The organism is Treponema succinifaciens DSM 2489 (genome assembly GCF_000195275.1).
Classification (GTDB): domain Bacteria; phylum Spirochaetota; class Spirochaetia; order Treponematales; family Treponemataceae; genus Treponema_D; species Treponema_D succinifaciens.
Genome location: NC_015385.1, coordinates 1,446,837 through 1,470,654 on the forward strand (window position 1 = coordinate 1,446,837; position 23,818 = coordinate 1,470,654).

General features: G+C 40.3%; 20 protein-coding genes and 2 tRNA genes. 12 read left to right on the plus strand and 10 right to left on the minus strand.

Annotation, left to right across the window (positions count from 1 at the left end):
- Positions 1 to 10: 10 nt before the first annotated feature.
- The 3 genes from TRESU_RS06900 (at position 11) to pcnB (ending at position 3,032) form a co-directional block, all read left to right on the plus strand.
- The gene (locus TRESU_RS06900) at positions 11 to 955 is read left to right on the plus strand and encodes a pseudouridine synthase family protein (RefSeq protein WP_013701540.1); all 945 of its coding nucleotides are present in this window, start codon (positions 11 to 13) and stop codon (positions 953 to 955) included.
- Positions 956 to 958: 3 nt separating this feature from the next.
- Positions 959 to 1,822 (plus strand): hypothetical protein, encoded by an 864-nt coding sequence (locus tag TRESU_RS06905; RefSeq protein WP_013701541.1) that lies wholly within the window; start codon positions 959 to 961, stop codon positions 1,820 to 1,822.
- Between the two features lie 85 nt (positions 1,823 to 1,907).
- The gene (gene pcnB, locus TRESU_RS06910; RefSeq protein ID WP_013701542.1) at positions 1,908 to 3,032 is read left to right on the plus strand and encodes a polynucleotide adenylyltransferase PcnB; all 1,125 of its coding nucleotides are present in this window, start codon (positions 1,908 to 1,910) and stop codon (positions 3,030 to 3,032) included.
- On the opposite strand, the gene TRESU_RS06915 is transcribed toward pcnB, so the two are convergent.
- The 6 genes from TRESU_RS06915 to TRESU_RS06940 all read right to left on the minus strand — a co-directional run bounded on the left by TRESU_RS06915 (position 3,029) and on the right by TRESU_RS06940 (position 9,589).
- Complete coding sequence (locus TRESU_RS06915; RefSeq protein WP_013701543.1) at positions 3,029 to 3,958, minus strand: alpha/beta fold hydrolase; 930 nt, start codon at positions 3,956 to 3,958, stop codon at positions 3,029 to 3,031. The two genes, pcnB and TRESU_RS06915, sit on opposite strands and share 4 nt — an antisense overlap.
- A 69-nt stretch (positions 3,959 to 4,027) precedes the next feature.
- On the minus strand, positions 4,028 to 5,113 hold the full coding sequence (gene trpS / locus TRESU_RS06920) for a tryptophan--tRNA ligase (RefSeq protein WP_013701544.1): 1,086 nt from the start codon (positions 5,111 to 5,113) through the stop codon (positions 4,028 to 4,030).
- 104 nt (positions 5,114 to 5,217) lie between these two features.
- Positions 5,218 to 6,699, minus strand: coding sequence for a glycogen synthase (locus tag TRESU_RS06925; protein ID WP_013701545.1), 1,482 nt, complete (start codon positions 6,697 to 6,699; stop codon positions 5,218 to 5,220).
- The gene (locus TRESU_RS06930; RefSeq protein WP_013701546.1) at positions 6,696 to 7,901 is read right to left on the minus strand and encodes a pyridoxal phosphate-dependent aminotransferase; all 1,206 of its coding nucleotides are present in this window, start codon (positions 7,899 to 7,901) and stop codon (positions 6,696 to 6,698) included. Before TRESU_RS06930 ends, TRESU_RS06925 begins: the two co-directional genes overlap by 4 nt.
- Before the next feature lie 430 nt (positions 7,902 to 8,331).
- The gene (locus tag TRESU_RS06935; protein ID WP_013700533.1) at positions 8,332 to 9,243 is read right to left on the minus strand and encodes an IS1595 family transposase; all 912 of its coding nucleotides are present in this window, start codon (positions 9,241 to 9,243) and stop codon (positions 8,332 to 8,334) included.
- Between the two features lie 16 nt (positions 9,244 to 9,259).
- Positions 9,260 to 9,589 carry a hypothetical protein gene (locus TRESU_RS06940; RefSeq protein WP_013700534.1) on the minus strand — a complete coding sequence of 110 codons (330 nt, stop codon included), beginning with the start codon at positions 9,587 to 9,589 and terminating at the stop codon, positions 9,260 to 9,262.
- Between the two features lie 446 nt (positions 9,590 to 10,035).
- Here TRESU_RS06940 and TRESU_RS06950 point away from each other — a divergent pair.
- Positions 10,036 to 10,108, plus strand: a tRNA-Thr gene (locus TRESU_RS06950).
- Between the two features lie 6 nt (positions 10,109 to 10,114).
- A tRNA-Tyr gene (locus TRESU_RS06955) sits at positions 10,115 to 10,195 on the plus strand.
- 239 nt (positions 10,196 to 10,434) lie between these two features.
- Here the strand turns inward: TRESU_RS06955 and TRESU_RS06960 are convergent.
- From TRESU_RS06960 to TRESU_RS06970, 3 genes are all read right to left on the minus strand, one after another.
- Positions 10,435 to 12,117: a galactose/methyl galactoside ABC transporter permease MglC gene (locus TRESU_RS06960; RefSeq protein ID WP_013701547.1), complete on the minus strand. Its 1,683-nt coding sequence runs from the start codon at positions 12,115 to 12,117 to the stop codon at positions 10,435 to 10,437.
- Positions 12,118 to 12,134: 17 nt separating this feature from the next.
- Positions 12,135 to 13,628, minus strand: a complete 1,494-nt coding sequence (locus TRESU_RS06965; protein ID WP_013701548.1) for a sugar ABC transporter ATP-binding protein — start codon at positions 13,626 to 13,628, stop codon at positions 12,135 to 12,137.
- Positions 13,629 to 13,748: 120 nt separating this feature from the next.
- Positions 13,749 to 14,924 (minus strand): substrate-binding domain-containing protein, encoded by a 1,176-nt coding sequence (locus TRESU_RS06970; protein ID WP_052299627.1) that lies wholly within the window; start codon positions 14,922 to 14,924, stop codon positions 13,749 to 13,751.
- A 344-nt stretch (positions 14,925 to 15,268) separates the two neighbouring features.
- Between TRESU_RS06970 and TRESU_RS06975 the strand changes: the two genes are divergently transcribed.
- Positions 15,269 to 16,297, plus strand: a complete 1,029-nt coding sequence (locus TRESU_RS06975) for a LacI family DNA-binding transcriptional regulator (RefSeq protein ID WP_013701550.1) — start codon at positions 15,269 to 15,271, stop codon at positions 16,295 to 16,297.
- Between the two features lie 93 nt (positions 16,298 to 16,390).
- Here TRESU_RS06975 and TRESU_RS06980 read toward each other — a convergent pair whose 3' ends face one another.
- Positions 16,391 to 18,859, minus strand: a complete 2,469-nt coding sequence (locus tag TRESU_RS06980; RefSeq protein WP_013701551.1) for a glycoside hydrolase family 94 protein — start codon at positions 18,857 to 18,859, stop codon at positions 16,391 to 16,393.
- A 153-nt stretch (positions 18,860 to 19,012) separates the two neighbouring features.
- Between TRESU_RS06980 and TRESU_RS06985 the strand changes: the two genes are divergently transcribed.
- The 6 genes from TRESU_RS06985 to TRESU_RS07010 all read left to right on the plus strand — a co-directional run bounded on the left by TRESU_RS06985 (position 19,013) and on the right by TRESU_RS07010 (position 23,816).
- Positions 19,013 to 20,353 (plus strand): ankyrin repeat domain-containing protein, encoded by a 1,341-nt coding sequence (locus tag TRESU_RS06985; RefSeq protein WP_013701552.1) that lies wholly within the window; start codon positions 19,013 to 19,015, stop codon positions 20,351 to 20,353.
- A 2-nt stretch (positions 20,354 to 20,355) separates the two neighbouring features.
- The gene (rsmD, locus tag TRESU_RS06990) at positions 20,356 to 20,925 is read left to right on the plus strand and encodes a 16S rRNA (guanine(966)-N(2))-methyltransferase RsmD (RefSeq protein WP_013701553.1); all 570 of its coding nucleotides are present in this window, start codon (positions 20,356 to 20,358) and stop codon (positions 20,923 to 20,925) included.
- A 76-nt stretch (positions 20,926 to 21,001) separates the two neighbouring features.
- On the plus strand, positions 21,002 to 21,340 hold the full coding sequence (locus TRESU_RS06995) for a hypothetical protein (protein ID WP_013701554.1): 339 nt from the start codon (positions 21,002 to 21,004) through the stop codon (positions 21,338 to 21,340).
- Positions 21,341 to 21,352: 12 nt separating this feature from the next.
- Positions 21,353 to 22,498 (plus strand): tetratricopeptide repeat protein, encoded by a 1,146-nt coding sequence (locus TRESU_RS07000; RefSeq protein WP_013701555.1) that lies wholly within the window; start codon positions 21,353 to 21,355, stop codon positions 22,496 to 22,498.
- Between the two features lie 10 nt (positions 22,499 to 22,508).
- The gene (gene rlmN, locus TRESU_RS07005; RefSeq protein ID WP_013701556.1) at positions 22,509 to 23,537 is read left to right on the plus strand and encodes a dual-specificity RNA methyltransferase RlmN; all 1,029 of its coding nucleotides are present in this window, start codon (positions 22,509 to 22,511) and stop codon (positions 23,535 to 23,537) included.
- Positions 23,538 to 23,606: 69 nt separating this feature from the next.
- Positions 23,607 to 23,816: a hypothetical protein gene (locus TRESU_RS07010; protein WP_013701557.1), complete on the plus strand. Its 210-nt coding sequence runs from the start codon at positions 23,607 to 23,609 to the stop codon at positions 23,814 to 23,816.
- The last annotated feature ends 2 nt before the right edge of the window (positions 23,817 to 23,818 follow it).

Sequence of the window (23,818 nt, forward strand, 5' to 3'; positions counted from 1 at the left end):
TAATCGGCGCATGGAATTTATAGAATTTGAAGCAAAGGAGGACGATGACGGAAGACGGCTAGACAAAGCCGCAAAACGCATATTTGAATCGAAAGGACTTCAGCCCGAAAACATTTTCAAGCTCATAAGAAAAACACTGATAAAACTGAACAATGCAAAGTCAGCTCCAGAAGACAGAATCAAAAGCGGAGACAAAATTTTCATAGCGGATTTTCTACTAAAAGAAAATGCAGCCAGAAAAAGTAAAACTGAAAAAAAATCAACGCAAAAAATTCATGGCGACATTTCACTTCAAACTGCATTTAAAAACGAGCATCTCTGGATAATAAACAAGCAAAGCGGAATTGAAGTTCAGCCTTCAAAAAATTCAAGTTTCTGCCTTGCTGATTTTGTTGCGCAGAACACAAAAAACGCATCTCTTTCATTCAGACCTGGACCGCTTCACAGAATTGACAAATTCACAACCGGACTTATCACATTTTCCCAAAGTTTGCAAGGCGCAAAATGGTTTTCGGAAAATATAAAAAATCACAGCATAAAAAAAACTTATCTTGCAGTTGTTGAAAATTTTCTTCCGGAAAATGAGCTTGCAATTTACGATACAATTGAAGAAAAAACTGCCTGCACAAAAATAAAAAAAATCGCGCAAGGAATTTTCTGCGGAAAAGAAATTTCACTTGCAAAAATCCAGATAGAAACCGGAAGAAAACATCAGATTAGAATTCACTGCGCAAGCCGCGGTTTTCCGCTTTTGGGAGACAAGCTTTACGGCGGAACAAAAATTCCAAACGGAGAATTTTCTAGCTGCGGATTTTTTCTTCATGCCTGGAAACTGGAATTTCCAAAAGACAATCCGCTTTTGCTTCCAAGTGAAATTCAGGCAGAGATTTCTCCTTTATTTAAAAAATTTATAGAAAATTTCTTGAAAATTCCCACTGCTGAATTTATAATTTAATATATGAATTTTATTTCAAAAATGCTGCATACAGGTCTTACAGTTTTCGCGCTGGTCGGTGAAAGCGGAACAGGAAAAAGTTTCCGCGCAAAACTTCTTGCTCAAAAGTACGGAATCGAGGCGATTATTGACGACGGACTTCTTATAAAGGACGACAAAATTCTTGCGGGAAAAACTGCCAAGCACGAAAAAACATACATGGGAGCTGTAAGAATCGCGCTTTTTGATGACAAGCAGCACCGCGACGATGTTGCAAAAGCCCTGCAAAAGAACAAAATCAAAAAACTTCTCATAATCGGAACAAGCGAAAAAATGGCTGGAAAAATAGCCACAAGGCTTCAGATTCCGCTGCCATCAAAAATAATAAAAATTGAAGACATTGCAAACCGCGAAGAAATTGAAAAAGCAATCCGATCAAGACAAATCGAAGGCAAGCACGTAATTCCTGTTCCGGCTATCGAAGTAAAAAAAAGCTACTCGCAAATTTTCCATGATTCGCTTAGGGACATTGCGAATAAAAGCAAGCTGAAATTTCTAAAGAAAGAAACTTCCGTAATGGAAAAATCAATTGTAACTCCAGAGTTCAGCAAAAAAGGCAGAATTGAAATTTCAGAAGCCGCTCTCAGCCAGATGGCAATGCACTGCATAAATGAATTCTCGCAGGAAATCAGAATCAAAAAACTTTCAATAAAAACAGACAGCCGCGGATACAGGCTAATAATCACAATCGACGTTCCGTTCGGCCGCCAGCTCACAGGAGAGATTCACAGCCTACAGCAGTACATAATCGAAAATATCGAAAAATACACAGGAATTTTAATTGAAGAAGTCAGCATAATAATAGACAAAATAACGTTAAACAAATAAAACGGTTTTAAAAGTCTGCTGCGTTTTGATTAATGATTTTCGGGTAATTGACTTCAAAACATTTGAACATTAAAATGTTCGCACTGTGTTAGTTAGATATTCTACAGATGAAAAAGGAAATCCTGTAAAAAAAGCCGTTGTTTATACAAAAGACGAGCATTGCATAAAGCGGGAATCAATAGATCCTGACGCTATTTTTATAATTGACTGCTTAAAGAAAAACGGTTTTGACTCTTACATTGTCGGAGGAGCTGTAAGAGATCTTATTGGAGGCAGAACGCCAAAGGATTTTGACATTGTAACAGACGCAACTCCAAGCCGCATAAAAAAAATTTTCAGAAACTCACGCATAATCGGAAAAAGATTCAGGCTTGTGCACGTTTTCTTTGGAACAAAAATTTTTGAAGTCAGCACATTCCGCTCAATTATAGACGGATCAATCGGAAACGCATTCGGCTCAATGGACGAAGATGTGTTGCGCCGGGATTTCACATTGAACGCGCTGTACTACGACCCTTTAAAGCAGCAGATTATTGACTATGTAGGCGGAGTTGAAGACATAAAAAAAGGAATTGTAAAACCTGTAATTCCAATCGACAGAATTTTTATAGAAGATCCCGTAAGAATGATAAGGGCCGTAAAGTACGGAGCAACAACAGGCTGCAAACTTTCGCACAAGCTAAAAAAGAAAATCAGAATATCTGCCCCTCTTTTGTCGCCAGTTTCTCCTTCAAGGCTCACTGAAGAATTTTTAAAAATAATAAACGGTGGACATTCATTTGAAATTGTAAATGCGGCATTGGAAACTGATTTATACGAATACCTTCAGCCGGCAGCTTCAAATCTCATTCTCGAAAATAAAAAGTTCGCAAAATCTTATCTTGAAAATTTAAAAAAACTCGATGACTTCGTAAAGCAAAACCAAGATTCTAGGCTTGGCGAGCGTCTTTATTTTCTTTTAAAGGATTTTGTTGAGCAACTCACTGACTGGAAGCTTGAAATCCAAAGTGAATATTCATCATCAGAAATTTATAAAAAAACCTGGGCAATATGCAGAAATTTTGTGCTTCCGATAAATCCGCAGAGGACAGAACTCGATTTTGCAGTACGGAAACTTTTGCAGGACGCAGGAATTCAGGTAAAACCAAAACGCGCAAAAAGAAACAGAAAACTTCACATTCAGCAGGACGTTTCAGAGCAGGAAAACTAGCTTTGCAAAAAATGCAGAATGTCGTCCATGACTTCCTCGCGGTTTATTTCGTTAAAAAGCTCATGGCGCGCACCTTCATAAAGACGCATTGAAACATTTTTCATGCCGGATTTTTTATAGCAGTCAAAAAGTTTTTTTACAGTCTTTCCGTAAGAGCCGACTGGATCAGCAGTTCCTGCAACAAGAAAAACTGGCAAATCTTTTGGAATTTTCAAGATGTTGCTCTTTTTATGAATTTGGCGTAATCCTGAATATATATCGCACAAAAATCCATTTGTGGCATCAAAACCGCAAAGTTCATCTTTTATATAAAGGTCAACTTCATTTTTATCTCTTGAAAGCCAGTCAAAATCCGTACGGCGATTTTTTATTTTTGAATTTGAAAGTCCGAACGTTAAAAAATTCATAAAGCGGCTTTGCTTTTTTGCGCCTTCAAAAAATTTTATAATTCCGCCAATAAAATTTGCAAAGGCAACTGTCAAAAGCCTGGGACCGGCAGTTCCGCAAAGAACAGCCTTGGCAATTTCATCTCCATATTTTTCAATTACATTCTGGGCAATAAACGAGCCAAAGCTATGCCCCAAAAGAAAAATCTTTTTTCCGGGGAAAATTTTTTTTGCATATAAAATTTCTTCGTGAATATCTTCTGTTACCAGGTTGAATCCGTCTTTATCCGCAAGAAAACCAGGCATTCCAGTTCCGTCAGTCTGCGCTTTTAGACCGGTTTTTCCATGTCCCCTGTGATCTTCTGCAATCAGCGCGATTTTATTTTTTGCAAGAAATTCCGCAAAACGAGCATAACGGGCAGCGTGCTCAGCCATTCCGTGGCTTAAAACCACAACAGATTCAGTTTCCACCGGAATCCAATGATAAACAAAATTCACATTTCCATCAGGCATAGAAAGTTCTTTTACTTCGCAATTCATATTTTTAATTCCCTTTTGCTAAAAATAAATCCTGCCGTTTTTGCAGCAGGATAACAGGAATAGCTAAAGCTAAATTTTCATGTTCATGGCTTCGCGGACTTCGTCCAAAGTTTTTATGGCAATCGCACGCGCTTTTTCTACACCTTCAAGAAGAACCTGCCTTATGTAGTCAGGATTTTTTTCAAGCTCAGCCCGTTTTTGTCTTAAAGGACGAAGTTCTTCATTCAAGGCTTCAGCAAGCACTTTTTTAAGCTCGCCGCTTCCCTTTTCTCCAATCCGCTCAGCAATGTCAGCTGGCTCTTCTTTTGTACAAAGAGAAATCAGCATAAGAAGATTTGCGACTTCCGGGCGATTTTCAGGATCATAAGTTATAACGCGCTCAGAATCAGTTTTTGCTTTCTTTATAAGATAGGCGGTTTCGTCTTCGGTGCTGCAAAGGAAAATTGCGTTTCCACGGCTCTTGCTCATTTTTTGGCTTCCGTCCAAACCAAGAATGCTCGGAGTTTTTGAAAGCAATGCTTGCGGCAATGGAAAAACTGGCTCGCGGTTCTTGCAGAATTTCCTGTTAAAAGCCTTTGCAATGTTCCGTGTAAGCTCAATATGCGGAAGCTGATCTTTTCCAACAGGAACAACATTTCCCTTGCAGAAAAGAATATCGCATGCCTGATGAATCGGATAAGTGTACATTCCGGCATTCACGTTTGTAAGTCCCGCGCTGGCAATCTCCTCTTTTACAGTCGGATTTCTTGAAAGCTCCGCGTTGCTTACCAAAGTCATAAACGGAAGCATAAGCTGATTGCACTCAGGAATATAGCTGTGCGGATAAATTATAACGTTTTCACCAGGCTCAATTCCGGCGGCAAGATAATCTATTACAAGCTGCTTTGTGTTCTGGCTGATTTTATCAAACGCATCATGGTCGGTCAGAACTTGATAGTCCGCAATAAGAATCATTGTAGGAACGCCAAGTTTTGCAAGGCGCACTCTGTTCTGCAAAGATCCAAAGTAATGCCCGATGTGAAGATTTCCAGTCGGACGGTCGCCTGTAAGAACCCTATATTTCTGCGGATTCACTTGAATATCTGCTTCTATCTGCTTTGAGCGTTCCACTGACGCCAAAAAAGTCTTGTTGCTGTCAAATTCTTCGTCTGCCATTTGATTCCTCAAGTTAAAAAAGTGAGTTTTAGATTATCATATTGCGCGGCGTTTAGCAATTAGAGCCAGTCCAAGAAAAAATTCAATTGTCTGGCTCAAAGAATTTACTTTCTTATTCCGCAGCCACGTTCCAAAGCTTCTTTATAAACCTGAACATACTTTTCAGCAGCCTCGTCCCAGCCAAATGTTTTTTTCATTCCGGCTTGCTGCATTTTTTTGATGTGGTCTTTTTTGTTGTAGTACGCCCAGACAGCCCAGCCAACAGTATCATAAATAGCACGCGGAGTAAGCTGTTCAAATACAAAGCCTGTGCCTTCTCCTGTCTGCTGATTGTAGTTGTCAACGGTATCCGCAAGTCCGCCAGTTTTTCTTACAATTGGCAAAGTTCCATAAAGCATTGAATAAATCTGATTCAAGCCGCACGGTTCATACTTTGACGGCATAAGGAAGAAATCACTTCCGGCTTCAATAAGATGGCTCAAAGCATCGTCGTATCCAATGTAGGCTCTAAGGTTCGGAAGTTTTGACTGCAAGGCGCAAATCTCGTTTTCGCACCAGCTTTCTCCGCTGCCAAGAATTGCAAACTGAACTTTCATGTCCGTGCAAATTTGGTAAATCGAGCCGTAAGTCGGAGCAAAAATTTCAGCAATGCCCTTCTGGTCAACAAGGCGCGTAACAATTCCAATGACGGGAATATCAGGATTTACTTCCAGCCCCATTTTTTTCTGAAGTTCTTCCTTGCACTTTGCTTTTCCAGCCATACTTCTTGCCGAGTAAGTCTCAGGGATTTTCTTGTCTATTTCTGGATTCCACTGACGTAAATCCGCGCCGTTCAAGATTCCTTTTATAACATCAGTTCTTGCGCGCAAAAGTCCGTCCATTCCGAACCCGCCTTCCGCAGTCTGAATTTCATGCGCATAAGTCGGCGAAACAGTCGTTATCATGTCGGAAGAAGAAACGCCGGCCTGCAAGAAATTTATTCCGCCGTCATGCTCAAAGCCCGCGCCATAATAAAGTCCCCAGTCAATTCCAAGAGCTGGAAACGAATTTTTTGAATACTGACCTTGGTAGCCCTGATTGTGAATTGTAAGAACGCTCGCTGTTTTTTCAAATCCACAGTAACGGCAAACATGCTTTAAAAGAACTGGAGCAAGACATGTTGACCAGTCGTGGCAATGAATTATGTCAGGGAACCATCCAAGCTTACGGCAAAGCTGAAAAGCTCCGTGGCAAAGAACAGCAAACCTATAAGGATTGTCGTGGAAATCAGTTTCAGAAGGAACGCCGTAAACGCCATCTCTTCCAAAGCACTGCTCATGGTCGATAAAATAAACCGAAAGCTTTTCGCATCCCGGCATTGTTGTTGTATAAACAGCCGACCAAGTTTCAACTGTTCCAGCGGCAATCGCCATAGGACCTTCAAGTTTCACAAGCCTGCTTCTGTCTATTTTATAGTAGCGCGGCATAACAATTTTTACATCATGCCCCATTTTTGTAAGCTGAATTGCAAGCGCACTTACCATGTCTGCAAGTCCGCCAGTTTTTGCAAAAGGAACAGTTTCTGCTGTCACCATTAAAATTTTCATCTTTCTTCCTCCAAATTTTTCATTGCCTTTACAAAAGCCTTTCTTGAATTTTCAATTGATTTTTCGCTCACACAGTACGCAAGCCGAATCCACCCCTTTCCGCCAAAGCCGCTTCCCGGAGCAGAAAGAATATTGTATTTTTTTAAGTAATCGCAGAAAGCCATATCGTCCGCGCCAAAAGATTCAGGAGCCCTGCACCACATATAAAACGCGCCTTCAGGAACAATATGCTCAACTCCAGCCTCGTCCAGCACGTCCATAAGCATATCACGGCGTTTCTTATAAAGAGAATAATCAACCTTCACATTCCAAGTTTTTGCAACCACACGCTGAAAAAAAGCCGGAGCATTTACATAGCCCAAAATTCTTGTTGTAAAAATACAAGCGGCGACAACTTCATCCTTGTCAGGGCAGACAGGATTTACGCAAATATATCCGATTCTTTCACCTGGAAGGCTTAAATTTTTTGCAAACGAAGTTACAATAATCGCGCTGTCATAAACTGGAAAAACAGGGGCTACAGAGTTACCGTCGTAAACAATCGCTCGGTAAGGCTCGTCGCACACAAGGTACGGTTTTCTTCCGCATTTTTTTGCATGAAGCTCCAGAACTTCAGCAAGTTTTTTTATTTCTTCATTTGAATAAATGCGGCCGGTCGGATTATTCGGACTGTTTATAAGAACAGCGGCGGTTTTTTCTGTCAAGGCGGCGGAAATCGCATCCACATCAAGCGAAAAATCAGGCTTTGCAGGAACTTCAATCAAATTTCCGCCGTAATTATGAACATAATGCCTGTATTCTGTAAAAAATGGAGAAGGAACTATAACATTGTCACCTTCAGAAAGAATAGCCTTGAAAAGACTATTTAAAGCTCCAGCCGCACCGACAGACATTACAACACAGCTAAAGTCAACAGGAACTCCTTGCTCCGTTTCTGTTTTTTTCGCCATCGCTTCTCTTGCAAACTGATAGCCGGGATTCGGCATATATCCATGGAAATTTTTTTCACGCTTTTTTGCAAGCTCTTCTATGCACTCAAAAATTTCTTTCGGCGGATCCAAGTCTGGATTTCCTATGCTGAAGTCAAAGACATTGTCTTCTCCGTATTTCTTCTTAAGTTCAAGGCCTTCCTCAAACATTTTTCTGATTACACCAGCAGTTTTGCTAGACATTGTTTCCTTTATATAAGGCGAAACAGGCATTTTCTTTGCGCTCCTGAGTTCTTAAATTATTAAAAAATTACGGAATTATCCCCTAACACACTCTTAGTTATTAAAAAAAACAAGAAATATTACAAACGACAAAACTATATTTCTTGTTTTTTTATTATATGCTAAAATTCAAAATCTTTCCATATTAAATCAAAAAAATGTTCATCATAAAAATCAATGTAATTTTTTTTACACCTCATTAAATTTATCCTTTTAAGAGGCTTTCTGTATCATATTGACAAATAACTTATAAATGCTTAATATTATACAAAAAGCGAGAACATTTGTTCCCTTTGTTAATAAATATCAGATTGCCGTTTCCCAAAAGTATCTGATAATCCGTTTCAAAAGCCTTTCTTTCGCCAAAAAGAAAGGCTTTATCTTTATACTATACATTTCAAGGATTTAAATCAATATTGAATTATGCCGCAAATATCCCCTGCTTTAACAGTACATCAAATGAGCTTGTTCCGTTGTTCTGCCGGAAACAGAATTCGTTTACATATTCCTGCAAGTAGTCTACAGAAACGTGATGATAAATTCCGAGAATTCCACGCTTCAACAGTGCCCAGAACGATTCAATTCCGTTTGTATGAAGTCCGTTGCCGAGGCTGTAAATGCTTTCTAAATGATTTACGCTGATTCTGTAGTAGTTGTTTTTATTTGTGTTTTTATGGTTCATAAAATTGTAGCCTCTAAAATCATCGGTCAGAACCGTTGCGTCTTTCTTGCATACGCTGTCAAGAATATTGAAAAGCTGCTTTCCTGTAAGTTTCTTGCCTTCTTCGTTTGGAAGTGCTACCTTTGCGAATACGTGGCTTGAACTTCTTTCTTTTACACCTACAACAGGAGTTTTTTTAGTTCCACGTCCACGCTTTGAAGGCTCTGTTTCGCCGTTCATTTTTCTAGGTTTACCGCCGATATATGTTTCGTCAATTTCGACCATTGCTTCAAATGCTTTTGACATATCAGTGTTTCCCATTGCAGAGCGTATCTGCTTGAGCATTCTCCACGCTGTTTTATATGTTACGCCGATTTCACGCTGTAACTGCAAGCCGGAAATTCCTTTTTTAGAATTCAAAAATAAATGGATTGCATAGAACCATTTACGCAGGTCTGTTGATGACTTTTCAAAGATTGTGTTTTTGAATGGTGAGAATGTATTATTGCAGTTATGGCAGTTACAAAGTTTTAGATTGTCATTTCTGTGCTGAACACGAACTTTTGAACCGCAGTGAGGGCATATAAGAACATCGTTATATCTGATTTTGAGAAAGTATTTTATAACGGCTTTTTCAGTCGGAAACTTTATCATAAAATCAAAGAATGTCATATATGCCTCCTGCTTTTTAGTTTTTCAAAACAGAATCAATAATCAACCTGCTTACTGTTTTATTCTGTTCTTTTGCTTTTTGTTTTATTGCCATTTCCTCAGATTCAAGGCAGGAAATGACAATCCGTCCGTTTTTATATCCTGTATTATTTGTTGTGCTTCCTTTTTTTCTGCCTGCTCCGGCTCTTGTTCCGCCGTGCTGTGTTGTTTTTTCCATAAAATCACCTACATTATAAACCTTAACGCAATATCCAAAACTTGAAGAATTAAAATTGCTATCAGTATTTTTTCCATTCTGTTCATTATTGACACTCCTATATAATTTGATTATTTTTAAACCGTTCATAGATATTGGCGGTATCTATGAACGGTGGAAAACTAAGCAGACAGCTTAGAAACCAGGTCAAGTATGAACTTTAGAAGTTCTAGCAGAAAAACCAGCAAGGCGATTTTGTCTGCTCTTGACCACAGTTTTTTCTTTTTTCGTTTCACATTTCTATTACCTCCTGATGTTTATAATATAATACATCTTGATTATTATGTCAATAAAAATCAAATAAAAATGTAAAAAAAAATATGAAAATTTGTCGAATTTTATGTTATATTAAGAGTGTATGAGGGGATAATTCCGAAAAATTATACCACACAAATATGGATTTAACAAATTTTATTATTTTCACTTGATTAATAAAAATCAAAAAAATAGCGAATTTTAAACTAAAGATATTGACACAAAATGCGCTATAGTATATAGTCTTTCTATCAGCTTGGTTAACCGCCAGTTGATTATCTGCTGCTTTAGCTCAGTTGGTAGAGCACGTGATTTGTAATCTCGGGGTCGTGGGTCCAAGTCCTACAAGCAGCTTTCATCGGGGAGTTTCCCGAGTGGTCAAAGGGGGCAGACTGTAAATCTGTTGGTTTTCCTTCGTAGGTTCGAATCCTTCACTCCCCAGGCAGGCACTAAGTTTTCTTAGTGTCTTTTTTTATTTTTAAATCACTCATACTTCCAAATGTTGAATATAGATTATCGGATCAAGTCCGATAATAACAATAAATATAAAATAAATATCCAGGCTTCAAAATAAATCAGAATCAAATCATAAAAAAAAACGCACCCTTGAAGCAAAAAGCCCCAAAGGTGCAAAATTGGAGGAAAATTATTCAGACAAAAATTTATTTACAATTCCGCATCTATTTCCGCTTAAGATATTTTATGCTGTCAAGCGCAACAGCCGCAATAATTATAAATCCTTTAAATACAAACTGAAGATTTGTGTCAATTCCAAGGAAAGTAAGGCAGTAAGTAAGGCTTGTGAAAATTATAACACCAAGAACTGCGCCACCGATTTTTCCTATTCCGCCGTTAAATGAAATTCCGCCGACAACACACGCAGCAATAGCATCAAGCTCATAGCCCTGCCCTGTTCCTGCGCTTGCGTTTGCCTTGAAAGCCTCAAAAAACGCGCCGAATCCGTAGAAAATTCCAGCCATAATAAACACGCCCAAAGTTACCTTGAACACGCTGATTCCGCTTACACTTGCAGCTTCTGAGTTTCCGCCTACAGCATACATGTTTTTTCCGAACGTTGTCTTGTTCCAGATAAACCAGGCTACAACAATCGCTATGGCGGCAGGAATAATCAATTTCGGGAATGTAACTAACTCGCCGTTTATAACTCCAAGAACCCATCTTCCGCCAAAAACATCCTTGATTCCGCTGTCAATTGACCCGACTGGAGTTCCGCTTGTTCCAAAGAACAAAAGTCCGTAGATGATAAGCTGGGTTGCAAGAGTTGAAATAAACGGATGAATCTTGAGCCTTGCTGAAAAGACACCTGCAAACGCGCTGAAAAGCACACAAAGGAACACAGAAGAAAACAAAGCCATTATTACGCGGACAGCCATAGGAATCGCAGTAAAATCCCAAGGTCCCATTCCAAAGAAAGTAACAATATTCTGTCCCGGATGAAGCACAAGTCCTGTAACAACCGCGCCAAGAGCAACCATTCGTCCTACGCTCAAATCTGTTCCAGCAAGAAGAATAAGCCCCGCAACTCCAAGCGCATAGAACATACGGGTTGAAGACTGTTCAAGGATTGTAAAAATATTCGGAAGAGAAAGAAGATTTCCATTTCCAGAAAGAGGAGCTAGAATAATGCAGACTATGAAGAACACAAGAATTGCAAGGTAAAGTCCGTTGTCAAGGAAAAACTTTGAAGGCTTGAACTTGTAAATGTAGTCGTTCAAATTAAGCACAAAGTCTTCTGAAAATTTGTTTTTTCCATTGCGGAGGCTTCTGTTCTTTTGAACGTGATTTACAAAAGCCTGATTTTTTGCATCCTTGCATCTTCCAACTGCGGAAGACAAGCGGCTTTTTGCGTCGAACAAAGAAGATTTTGTTTCATATTTAAGAGTTGCAATTTCTTCTTTTAAAGCGGCTGAATCCATTCCAGAAGACTTCAGCTTGCTTTCTTTTTCAGCGGATTCAGATTTTATCTTTAATACTTCCTGCGCAAAATCCTGCTTATGCTTTGCAATAGACTCATTTTCAGAGTGAACAACCTGGGCGATGTAGTCTTTTGAAATCGCGTTCGCATAGGCAACGGCTTCTTTTTCAACACGGATTTCTTCCGCCTTGTTTTTTGCCGCGACTTCCTTTGCCTTTTCAATTCCAGCTTTTTTTTCTGCAATGAGACGCTGCTTTTCGGCAGAATCAATCATCTTGCTTTTTTTCAGCGAGAAAATTTCCTGCTTTAAGTCGGCGATTTTGTTCACTCCGTCCTTGCGAAGATTATGCAAAGTTTCAGAATATCCGCGGAGTTTTTCGTCTTCGTCCAAAGATTTTATTTCTGCAACAGATGCTTTTTCATTCATTTGCTTGCTCCTAGTAATCATAAGTATTTTGCAGAAAGTCTAAGCAAGGCTTCCTGATCCGTTTCTTTTGTATTTACAATTCCTGCAAGGCGGTGGTTAGACATAACGGCGATTCTGTTTGTAATGCCTAAAATTTCAGGCATTTCGCTTGAAACAACGATTATTGTCTTTCCTTCTTTCGCCATGTTTATAATCAGCTGGTAGATTTCATACTTTGCACCAACGTCAATTCCGCGCGTAGGCTCGTCAAGCAAAAAGACCTGCGGCTGCCGCTCAAGCCATTTTCCGATTATAACTTTCTGCTGGTTTCCGCCGCTAAGAGAACTTATAAGCTCATCCGCTGAAACGCATTTTGTATGCATGGTTTTTATTTCGCGGTTGGCGGCTTCCTGCATCTTGCGGTTTGAAAGCACACCGAATGTCTTGTAGCTGTCAAGGTTTGTAATCGTTGTGTTGAACTGGATTGTGTCTTTTCCGAACATTCCGTTCAGCTTGCGTTCCTCAGTAACAAGCGCAAAACTATAGTCCATCGCATCCTTGCTGTTTTTAAAATGAAGTTTTTTTCCGTTCATTATAATTTCGCCGGAAGCAATTGTCCTGATTCCGAACAAAGATTCCAAAAGCTCGCTGCGTCCAGCTCCAACAAGTCCGTACAATCCGAAAATTTCGCCTTTTTTTACCGTAAACGAAATATCTTCAAGAACCGGCTCATACTTTGTGGTAAGTCCGCGGACCTCAAGGAAATCCTCGCCCGGAACATTGTCCACATCCGGGAAACGCTTGTCCAAAGAGCGTCCAACCATTGCAGAAATAAGTTCGTTCATGTCGGTTGATTCGACAGGCTTTGAAAGAATCATCTTTCCGTCCCGAAGAACAGCGACTTCATTGCAAATCTGGAAAATTTCATCCATCTTGTGCGAAATATAAACAAACGAAACTCCCTTGTTTCTAAGGTCGTCCACTATGGAAAAAAGCTTGCTGACCTCACGCTCTGTAAGTGAAGATGTAGGCTCGTCAAGAACTATTATTTTTGCGTCGTAAGAAACCGCCTTTGCAATTTCCACCATCTGCCTTTGGGAAACAGACATTGTGCGCATAACGGTCTTTGGATTTACATTCATGCTAAGAGAAGCAAAAAGGCTGTTCGCTTCCTTGAGCATTTTAGCTTCGTCAACAATTCCCGCCCTTGTTGGATAGCGGCCAAGAAAAAGGTTGTCTGTAACAGTACGGTCAAGGCACTGATTAAGCTCCTGATGCACCATTGCGACTCCATTTTCAAGAGCTTCCTTTGGATTCTTAAAGTTTATGGGCTTTCCCAAAAGCGAAATTGAGCCTTCATCCTTTGCGTAAATACCAAAAAGGCATTTCATCATTGTGGATTTTCCGGCTCCGTTTTCGCCCATAAGCCCAAGAACAGTGCCTTTTTTTACAGTAAGATTTATACCGTCAAGGACCTTGTTCTTTGCAAATGACTTTGAAAGATTTTTTATTTCCAGAACTATATCGTCCATAACGCTCCTCTTTTATCTGCTTAAAAAATGCCATGCCTTTTCGGGGCATGGCAATCTAAAAAAAATCAAATACCTTCTAGAAATCGGGCTGAAATTTTCATCCAGCCCCAAAATTAAACTTTAGTACTTGAGCTTGTCTGTATAGTCTCTTCCAGAGTTTGTCTTAACCATGTTGATTGCATAAGCATCATAGTTGTTAAGGTTTGTAAATCTGTCAAGACAGCTGGATTCGTTCTGTCCGTCTCCTTGAACTACAGTAAGGTCAATATTCAAAAGCGGAGCGTAGTACTGCAAAGCCGGAAGATAAGAAGATGAAAGGAAGTTGTCCGCTGAGTTGTAAATTGTAAGCAAAACTTTCTTTGATGGAGCAGTTGATTTCTTTACACCTGCATCGCGGTTTCCTGCTGTGTACTGCTGCCAGTTTCCGCTGTTTACGCCAGAGTTTTCAGCAAGCAAAGCTTTTGTTGAATCAACATACTGAACAGGAGCAGAAATCTTGTTTCCGTAAGAATCCGGCTCTGAAATTCCTTTCTTGTAAACATCTTCGCCTATAAGCCCATCGAGAAGATTGCGAAGAACCTGAAGAGTCGCTGTAGCCTGAGCATCCACATTCTGGGAAACAGTTCCTGTGAGTTTTCCAGCACCGATTGCCTCGATTGCGTCAGCATTTGCATCATATCCGAATACCGGAACTCCAGCTGGATAGTTTGAAGCCTGAAGACAGCCCATCGCCATTCCATCATTGTTAGAAACTACCATGTCAAGCTGATTTCCGAACTTTGTAGCCCAGCCGCCCATTGCCTCTGTAGCAGCGTTTGCATTCCAAGTAGAACCGTCAGTTCCAGTCATTGCCTTTCCTTCAAGCTCAACAACTTTTAGCGTTTTTCCGCCTACAGAAATAGAGCCTTCCTTTACTTTTCCAGGATCTGTAGAGCCATCCCAAGTTCCGAGAGCCTTGCGGATTCCTTCTGTACGAGCCTTAGAGTCATTGTGTCCGACATCTCCAATGCAAAGAACATATCCGAGAATTCCATCTCCGTTGCGGTCAATAACGGCAGAATCTGCGGAAGCAAGATAGTCAGCAATCAGCTTTCCCTGAACAGCACCGCCGCCGGCAGCATCAAAACCAACATAGTAAGTCTTGCTGTTCCAGTTCATTGCAGCCATATCAATTTCGCCAGTTGTAGGATCAGAAGGCTGTCTATTAAAGAAAACAAGCGGCTTGTCTTTATTCATTACAACATCGCCGCCAGTCTTAGAGCATCCGGTAAAAACCGCGCCGCCAATCAAAGCCATGCCAAGCACAGCACAAACTGTTTTTTTCATATTTTGTCCTCCAAAAAAATAGTTAAACAGAATTTTTATGTGTTCGTTAACACTATATCAATATATAAACCCGTTCTGCTTATTTGTCAAACAAATTCTTTTATAAATTTTAGTTATAAAATACGCTTAAAAAAAGTGATTTTCATGCATAAAAACAAAGAAAAATAATACTATAGTTCTAAAAATCAATTCAAAATCACTACGATTTTCACTGATAAAGTTTTTCAAAAAAATAATTGAAAATTATTTGCACCCCGAAAAAAATAGTGCTAAAATGTGTACGTCAACACGTTTTGACAAAAGAAGAGGCAGTTATGACAATAACAGAAATAGCAAAAAAATCAGGCGTTTCAATCGGAACAGTGGACAGAGTTCTGCACAACAGAGGAAAAGTTTCTGAAAAAACAAAGCTTGCGGTAGAAGCCGTAATCGAAAAATACGGATACACACCAAATCCGCTTGCCCGCACACTAAAAAAGAACAAGCCTTTTGTTATTGGCGTTTTAATGCCTCCTCCCGGAACTGGAAGCGGTTACTGGCAAATGATTTTCAAGGGAATGAAAGAAGCTGAATCAGAACTTTCTGCATTCGGAATAAAACTTGAATTTGAATATTTTGACAGAACTGAATACGGCTCAATGACAAAGGCTTCACAAAGGCTTTTTGAAAAGAACTTGCAGGCTTTGATAACAGTTCCAATCGTTCCGCAGGAAGCTGAGGAAATATTCAGCCATATAGAAATTCCTTACATTTTCGTAGACTCCCCGCTGCCAAGAGCAAATCCAGTTATCACAATCGCGCAGAATCCGTACAGAGGCGGACAATGCGCAGGACATATAATGAAACTCCTAAAGGGAAGCGGAAAATTTTCTGTGCTCCGGTTTTACAAGGATTCATACAACCTTTTGGAACGGCTAAGAGGATTCACGGATTATTTTAAGAACGACACAAACTGCCAAGTAATAGAAACAATATCTCCAAACGGCACAAACCAAGTAATTTTCAACTTTCTGGACAACTTGTTCAAGTCCGAGCCAGAAATAAATGGAATTTTCGCAACTCACACGGAAGGCTTTATAATCGGCCAGTATCTTAGCTACACAAACAGAAAAAACAAAGTCGCACTGATAAGCTATGATATGCAGGAACAAAATAGAAACGGACTTATGACCGGAAACATAGACTGCGTTATTTCCCAGCGTCCAGAATATCAAGGCTATACAAGCGTGAATGAAATTTTCAAGAGCAAAGTTCTTCTTCAAGAAATTCCGCAGAGAATCTTTGTTCCTATCGATGTGATTTTCAAGGAAAACGCAGGCGAATACAATCCCATAAAGTTATAATCAAACTGGAAAATCTATTTAAGAAAAAAAAAGCTATACACCGTGCAACCAGTACACGGCATATAGCCAAAAAGTGTTTTAGATTAAAACAAATCAGCCTACAGTTACAGAAACCTTAACCTGCTTTGCGCCGTTGTCGGCAACAACTGTAGTTCCGTTAGCTTTTCCGCCAGAAACAACTTCAACTTTTACAGCTCCGTCGTTCTTATTGTTCTTTACACTGATTATGTATTCAACTCCGCGGAATTTGCGTGTCATTTCAGCAGTCTTTACGTGCTCCGGAAGACGAGGCTCCACAACAAGACCTTCATAGCTTGGCCGAAGTCCGCAAAGATACTGGCTCAATGCAACAAAGTTCCAAGCGGCTGTTCCTGTAAGCCAAGAGTTCTTTGCCTCACCTTCGCGGCGAGCCTCTTTTCCAGCGACCATCTGGCTGTAAACATAAGGCTCTGTGCGGTGGATGTCTGAAATCTCCTCAACATAAGCCGGAGCAATCTTCTTGTAATGCTCAAACGCATCCTGAGGACGTCCGTTTACAACTTCACCGATAATTACCCACGGATTGTTGTGGCAGAAAATTCCTCCGTTTTCTTTGTATCCAGGCGGATAAGACGAGACTTCACCAAGCTCAATGTGGTAATCCTGATATGCAGGCCAGCAGATTACAATTCCGTACTTTGAATCAAGATATTTCTTTACGCTGTCAAGAGATTTTTCTGGATAGCCTTTGTCTTTTCCGACTTTTGCCATTGTTCCAAATCCCTGCGACTCAATAAAGATTTTTCCGTCATTGCATTCATGCGAGCCAATCTTGTTTCCGGCATCGTCATAAGCGCGCACATACCATTCTCCGTCCCAACCAGCTGTACAGATTGCCTCTTCCATTTTCTTGGCGGCTTCCTCTGCAAACTTAGCTTCCTCTTCATCTCCCTGAAGACGGCACATCGCGGCATAGTCAGGAGTTACATAGACAAACATTTCCGCAATCATTACGGATTCAGCGTTCTTGCCTTCCTTGTTTGTGCAAGTCTGGAAAGAATCGTTCGGATTCATGCTGAAGCAGTTCAAATTCAAGCAGTCGTTCCAGTCAGCGCGTCCGATAAGAGGAAGTCCGTGCGGTCCCATGTGAGTTGTGATGTAGCGGTAAGAGCGTTTAAGGTGCTCGTACATTGTTGCCTTGTTTGTCTCGCTGTTGTCAAACGGAACCATTTCATTAAGGAAGTCCTTGTCGCCAGTTTCGCAAATATAGCGTCCAACGCCAAGCACAAGCCAGAGCGGATCGTCATTAAAGTTAGAGCCGATATCTGCGTTTCCGCGTTTTGTAAGAGGCTGGAACTGATGGTAAGCTGAACCGTCCTCAAACTGTGTAGCGGCAACATCAAAAAGACGCTCGCGGATTCTTGAGTTAGGAAGCTGATGAGCCGCGCCGAGCATATCCTGAGAAGTATCACGGAAGCCCATTCCTCGTCCAATTCCGCTTTCAAAGTAAGAAGCTGAGCGCGCAAAGTTGTATGTAACAACGCACTGGTACTGATTCCACAGAGCCATGCGGTCAAGCTTTTCATCTCCAGTCTTAAGAGTGAAGTGAGAAAGAATTTCGTTCCAGAATTCCTTAAGAATGCTGAATTCCTTTTCTACTTTTTCTTTTGTGCTGAATCTTTCCTGAATTGCATAAGCCTTTTCTTTGTTGATGATTCCGCTTGCTGTATTTGTACGAAGAAGCTCGCCTTTTGTCTGTGTTGTCCACTTTTTGTCCTGGTCATTTTCAACGTATCCAAGAACAAAAACAAAAGTTTTTTCCTCGCCGGCTTTAAGCTCAACATTCAGGCGGTGAGAAGCAATCGGACTCCATCCGTCAGCGACAGAGTTTCCGCTTTTTCCTTCCATTACAGACTTTGGGTTAGAAAGAGGATTGTAAAGACCAAGCCAAGTCTCGCGGTCTGTGTCAAATCCGTCAACAGGAGCGTTTACAGAATAGAATGTAAAGTGGTTGCGGCGCTCGCGGTATTCAGTCTTGTGATAAATTACGCTGCCTTCAATTTCAACTTCTCCGGTAGAAAAGTTTCTCTGGAAGTTCTGGCAGTCGTCAGAAGCGTTGTAAAGACACCACTCAATAAAAGAAACAAGCGAAAGTTTTTTTTCAGACTTTCCTTCGTTTTTGAGCGTAACCATTTCAACTTCGCAGTTAACGCCATTAGGAACCATGCAAAGAACCTTGGCGGAAACATCGTTTTTCTTAGAAGCGAATTTTGTATATCCAAATCCGTGACGGCACTCGTAGCTGTCAAGAGGAGTCTGTGTTGGCTGCCAGGCAGGATTCCAAACCGTATCTCCGTCCTTGATATAGAAATAGCGTCCGTTAGAGTCAAGCGGAATGTCATTGTAACGGTAACGGGTCAAACGGCGCAAACGGGCGTCTGTATAAAAGGCATAACCACCTGCTGTGTTGGAAATAAGAGAGAAAAACTTCTCATTTCCAAGGTAGTTAATCCAAGGGTAAGGTGTCTGTGGAGTTTCAATGACGTATTCCCTGTTTACATCATCATAATGTCCAAATTTCATAACTTTTCCTTCTATTAGTTAATCTAAAACTTCTGCCTTCCAAACTGGATACAAAAATTTCAGCAAATTCTATCATGCCATATATCAAAAGTCAAAGGGATTTTTTTTCAATATTATTGTTTTTTTCAGCGCAGTTGAATATAATTGTAATATATGAAGAAGAAGTTTTTATTTGTATTTTTACTGGCCGCGCTTATTCCTGCCGCCATGTACGCAAAAGACAATGTTGACTACGAGCTGCTTGCAAAACAGGGAACAGAAGCAGAAATCCGTCAGGCATTTAAAGAAAACCGAAACCTTTCCACACAGGTGTTCGGAACCAGCAGAGAGACGTTTCTTATGCTCGCCCTGAAAAATGACAGAGACATTGACATAATAAGCCTTTGCCTTGAAAAAGAGTCGAATCCAAGCGCAAAAACGAAGGAAGGAAAAACTCCGCTGATGTACGCAGCCCAGTATTCCTCAGACCAAAATGTAATCGACCTTGTTTCAAAGTACGGGATTGTTTTAAAGCGCAGCCGGGACGCAAGAGTTCTGCAGAAAGACAAAAGCGGAATGGACTCGTTCGCCTACGCAAGAATGAATCCTGAATACAGTGTTTATCAAAAGCTCACGGAATACACAGAAGATCCTCAAGGACTTTATGTTCCAGAGCCGCCAGCACAGGAAACTGCCGATGTTCCAACGACAGAAGCCGCGCAAAATTCAGAGCAGACAGCGTCAGTTTCAGCTGATTCAAATTCAAATGAACAAAACGCTTCAAATGCAAAACAGGCTGAAATTCAGCAGTATGCAAGCGCATTCCTCTTAGACTATGCAGAAAACGAAGACAAGCCGGCAGAACAGCCGCCTGCAAATAAAACTGAATACATAGAAAATCCGAACGCGGCAGACAAAAACGGCGTTACGCTTCTTATGAGGGCAGCAAAAGCCGGAAACGACTGGGACGTAAATTTACTTCTTAAAAACGGAGCAGACGTAAATCTTAGGGACAAAGACGGCTGGACAGCTTTAATGTATGCTGTAAGATACCAAAACAACCTGAACATCCTTAATATGCTTATTGAAAATGCCGCATATATCCGTGTAAGAAACAAATTCAACGCCACTCCGCTTTTAATGGCTGCAGACTATTCACAGAATCCTGAAATAATTTCAGTTCTCCTAAAAAATAGAAGCGTTTCCGAGGATGAAGTTTTCAGGGCATTTATCTTTGCAATAACAGGAAATTCGTCTTCCGACCACATCCGCGAAGCAAAAATCAAGCTGTTTCTTGACATGGGAATTCCGCTAAACCGCTTGTGGAAAGGACAAACTCCATTGATGTACGCGGCACAATACGGAAAATCAACTTTGGTTTTAAAGCAGCTAATAGACGCAGGCGCAAATCCGGCACTTCAGGATGAAAACGGAAACACAGCCTTTGAATACGCAAAAGCAAACAAAAATCTTGCCCACGACGACATTTACTGGTCTCTTAACGGAGCAAACTAAAAATGAGAATTACAGGCGGAAAGCTAAAAGGGCGTGTTACAGAAACTCCTTACGGAAAAATGGCGATTCGTCCTGCAATGGACAAAATGAGAGAGTCCGTTTTCAACATAATAGGATTCTCTCTTGAAGGAAAATCATTTCTTGACTTGTTCAGCGGGTCTGGAACAATTGCGCTTGAAGCAGTTTCGCATGGGGCTTCCGCAGTAACACTTTGCGAAATGGACAAGTCAAAGGCAAAGACAATCCTTAAAAATGTAAAAATGGCTGAAGAAGTTGGAGTTCGCATAAACTGCCGATTTATGTCTGTTGAGCTTTTTTTGAAACGCTGCAAAGAAAAATTTGACTATATATTTTTAGATCCGCCTTTTCCATATAAATTCAGAAAAGAACTTGTGGAAACTGCCGGAACAAGAGAACTTCTTACAAAAAACGGCCAGCTTTTAATCCACTATCCTGCCGAAGATCCGCTTCCTGACAAAATAGGCAACCTCGTTCTTTCGGACAAAAGAATTTACGGACGCTCAATCGTAAACTTCTATAAATATGAAGAAAACGCTGAACAGACAAACTAAAAGACTTTAAAACCATTGCTTGACAAATCGAAATAACAAGTTACAATTAAAACTGTATTCTATAAGGTTAAAAGTAATGACAAGTAATTTAAAAAATCAAATCGACTCAAAGCCAGAAGAACTGAAATTTATAAAAACTTCAGAGTTGCCATTGGAAGGGCTTTCTGACCAGCAAAAAGTCGCCCTTAACAGAAGAGCAAACGCGCTGCTCAACGAAGGCAAAATTGAAATGGCAAAAAGGATTTTCATTACTACAGGATATTCAGACGGTCTTACAAGAATAGGAGACAATTATAACAAGGAAAACAAGTATTTAGACGCGCTGAAAATGTATCTGCTTGCCCACAACAAAAGAAAAAGCGAACCAATTATAGAAAAAATATCGCAGACTGTGTCTGTTATGCTAAAAAGTTAAGAGAGGTAAAAAATGGCTGATGAATTGAAACCTGAGGAATTCAGTTTTTCCCAGACACAGGAATTCAACAAAACAGACGGTACCAACACAGCAATAAGCGAGCTTTCAAAAAAAGGCTATCAGTATTTAAAGGACAACAGCACAAAAGAAGCAATAGAAGCATTCAACCAGATTCTTAATATAGAAGAAAACAACAATTACGCACTTGTGGGGCTTGGCGACAGCGAGCGAAAGCAATGCCACTTCAAGGAAGCGATTGAATATTACTCAAAATGCCTTTCCTGCCACCCAGGAAACAACTACGCTCTTTTTGGACTTGCGGATTGCTACAAGGCAATAAATCAGTACAAAAAAGCCATAGAAATATGGGAGCAATATCTTGTCCATGACGACAGAAATATAACTGTTTTAACCAGAGTCGCCGATGCCTATAGAAAAATCAGGGATTTTAAAAAGTCAAAAAATCTTTATTTAAAAGTCCTTGACATGGAAGAAAACAATGCCTATGCGCTTATTGGTTTGGGGCATCTTCACTATGATTTTAAAGAATATAAAGACGCGCTTTTCTACTGGACGCAGATGCTTGAAATGAATCCTTCGCACGTGGACATTAGAGTTCTTACTTCAATAGGAAACTGCCACAGAAAAATCAAGACATTCGAAAAAGGACTTCCCTACTTTGAAAAGGCTCTTGAACTTGACCCGAACAATTTTTACGCCTTATTCGGAATCGCAGACTGCTACCGGGGAATGAACCAGCAGTTCCGCTCGATTGGATACTGGAATAAAATTCTTGAAATCGATCCGAAAAATAAAGTCATTTTGACACGCACCGGAGACGCATACAGAAACACAGGTGATTATTCCACAGCTGCAGAATATTACAACCGGGCAATGGATATCGATTTTGACATTTATGCCGCCTTGGGACTTGCGCTTATTTGCAAGGGAGAAGGAAAATTTGAAGAAGCGACAGACAGGCTTAATCAGCTTATAAGCGGAGATCCTAAAAACTACCGTCTTTACATAGATCTTGCGGATTGCCACCTAAAAATGAACAATAAAAAAGAAGCCTTGGAAACTCTTCATTCTTTCCAAAAGCTTGGAATAAAAAATCAGGCAATAAACGACTTCATAGACCAAATTCAAGAAAACTGATTATATTTTTATGGAAAAAAAAGTTTCACTTTCGGGGCTTTTCCCTGAAGAAATAGCAAAAGCAATACAATTGTCGCCGTTGTTCCGTGCAAAACAGATTTACGAATGGATTTCAAAAGGCGCGGAATCTTTTGAGCAGATGACAAATATCGACAAAACCACTCGAAAGTTTTTGGAAGAAAATGTCCTTTTGCGCTCTTCAAAAGTAACAGAAGTTTTAAAAGACCCGGACGGAACAATAAAACTTCAAATCTCCCTTTCAGACGGACTTGCAATAGAAACAGTCCTTTTAACAGACAAAGAAGGAAGAAAAACAGCCTGCGTAAGTTGTCAGGCGGGCTGCGCAATGGGCTGCGCTTTTTGCCAGACAGGACGGCTTGGACTCGGAAGAAATCTTACCGCCGGAGAAATTGTCGAAGAATTCTTTTTTATGGAAAAAGAAGCTGGAACCTTGGATAACATTGTTTTTATGGGAATGGGCGAACCTCTTCAAAACCTAGATGCAATAAGAAAAGCCGTGGCGATTTTAACAGATAAAAAAGGAAGAGGATTAAGCCCCAGAAGAATCACGTTAAGCACTTGCGGACTTATAAGCGGAATCTACGAACTTGCGGAAAACGGACCTTTTGTGCGCCTTGCAATTTCCTTAACAACAGCCGACCCAGCTCTCCGAGAACAGCTTATGCCAGTTTCAAAAGGAAATCCATTACCTGAATTAAAAACGGCGATAAAATTTTATTCAGAAAAAACTGGAAAAAGAATTACATTGGAAGCCGCCCTTCTTTCAGGACAAAACACAGGATTAGAAAGCGCAAAACGAATGGCTGAATTTGCCGCAGGGCTTGACGCATACATAAACCTCATTCCATGGAATCCAGTTCAAGGTTTACAATTTAAGACTCCTTCAAGGAAAGAATGCGAGGAATTTGTAAAAATTCTTCAGAATGCAAACCTTAAAGTAAACTTAAGAACTCGCAGAGGTGTAAAAATTGGCGGAGCATGCGGTCAATTAGGCCGTTCTGTGGCTTCAAGCATTTAAATTTGCTTGAAAAAAAATATAATCCCTATTATAATAATTTTGTATTTAAAATTTTGCTAGGAGACAGAAATGCAGAAAAAGATTTATGTTACAGGAATGGATGATGATGCTGCGGCAGCAAAAGTTGATGCAGCAGTAAAAGCAGTCGCAGGTGTTACAAATGTAGTCTCTACAGCAGCAAAATGCCAAGTTTGCGTTGACTTTGACGAAGGAACAGCAGGAATTGAGGATGCAATAAATGCAGCAATCAATTCTACCGGCGTTATAGCTCTCGGCTAATT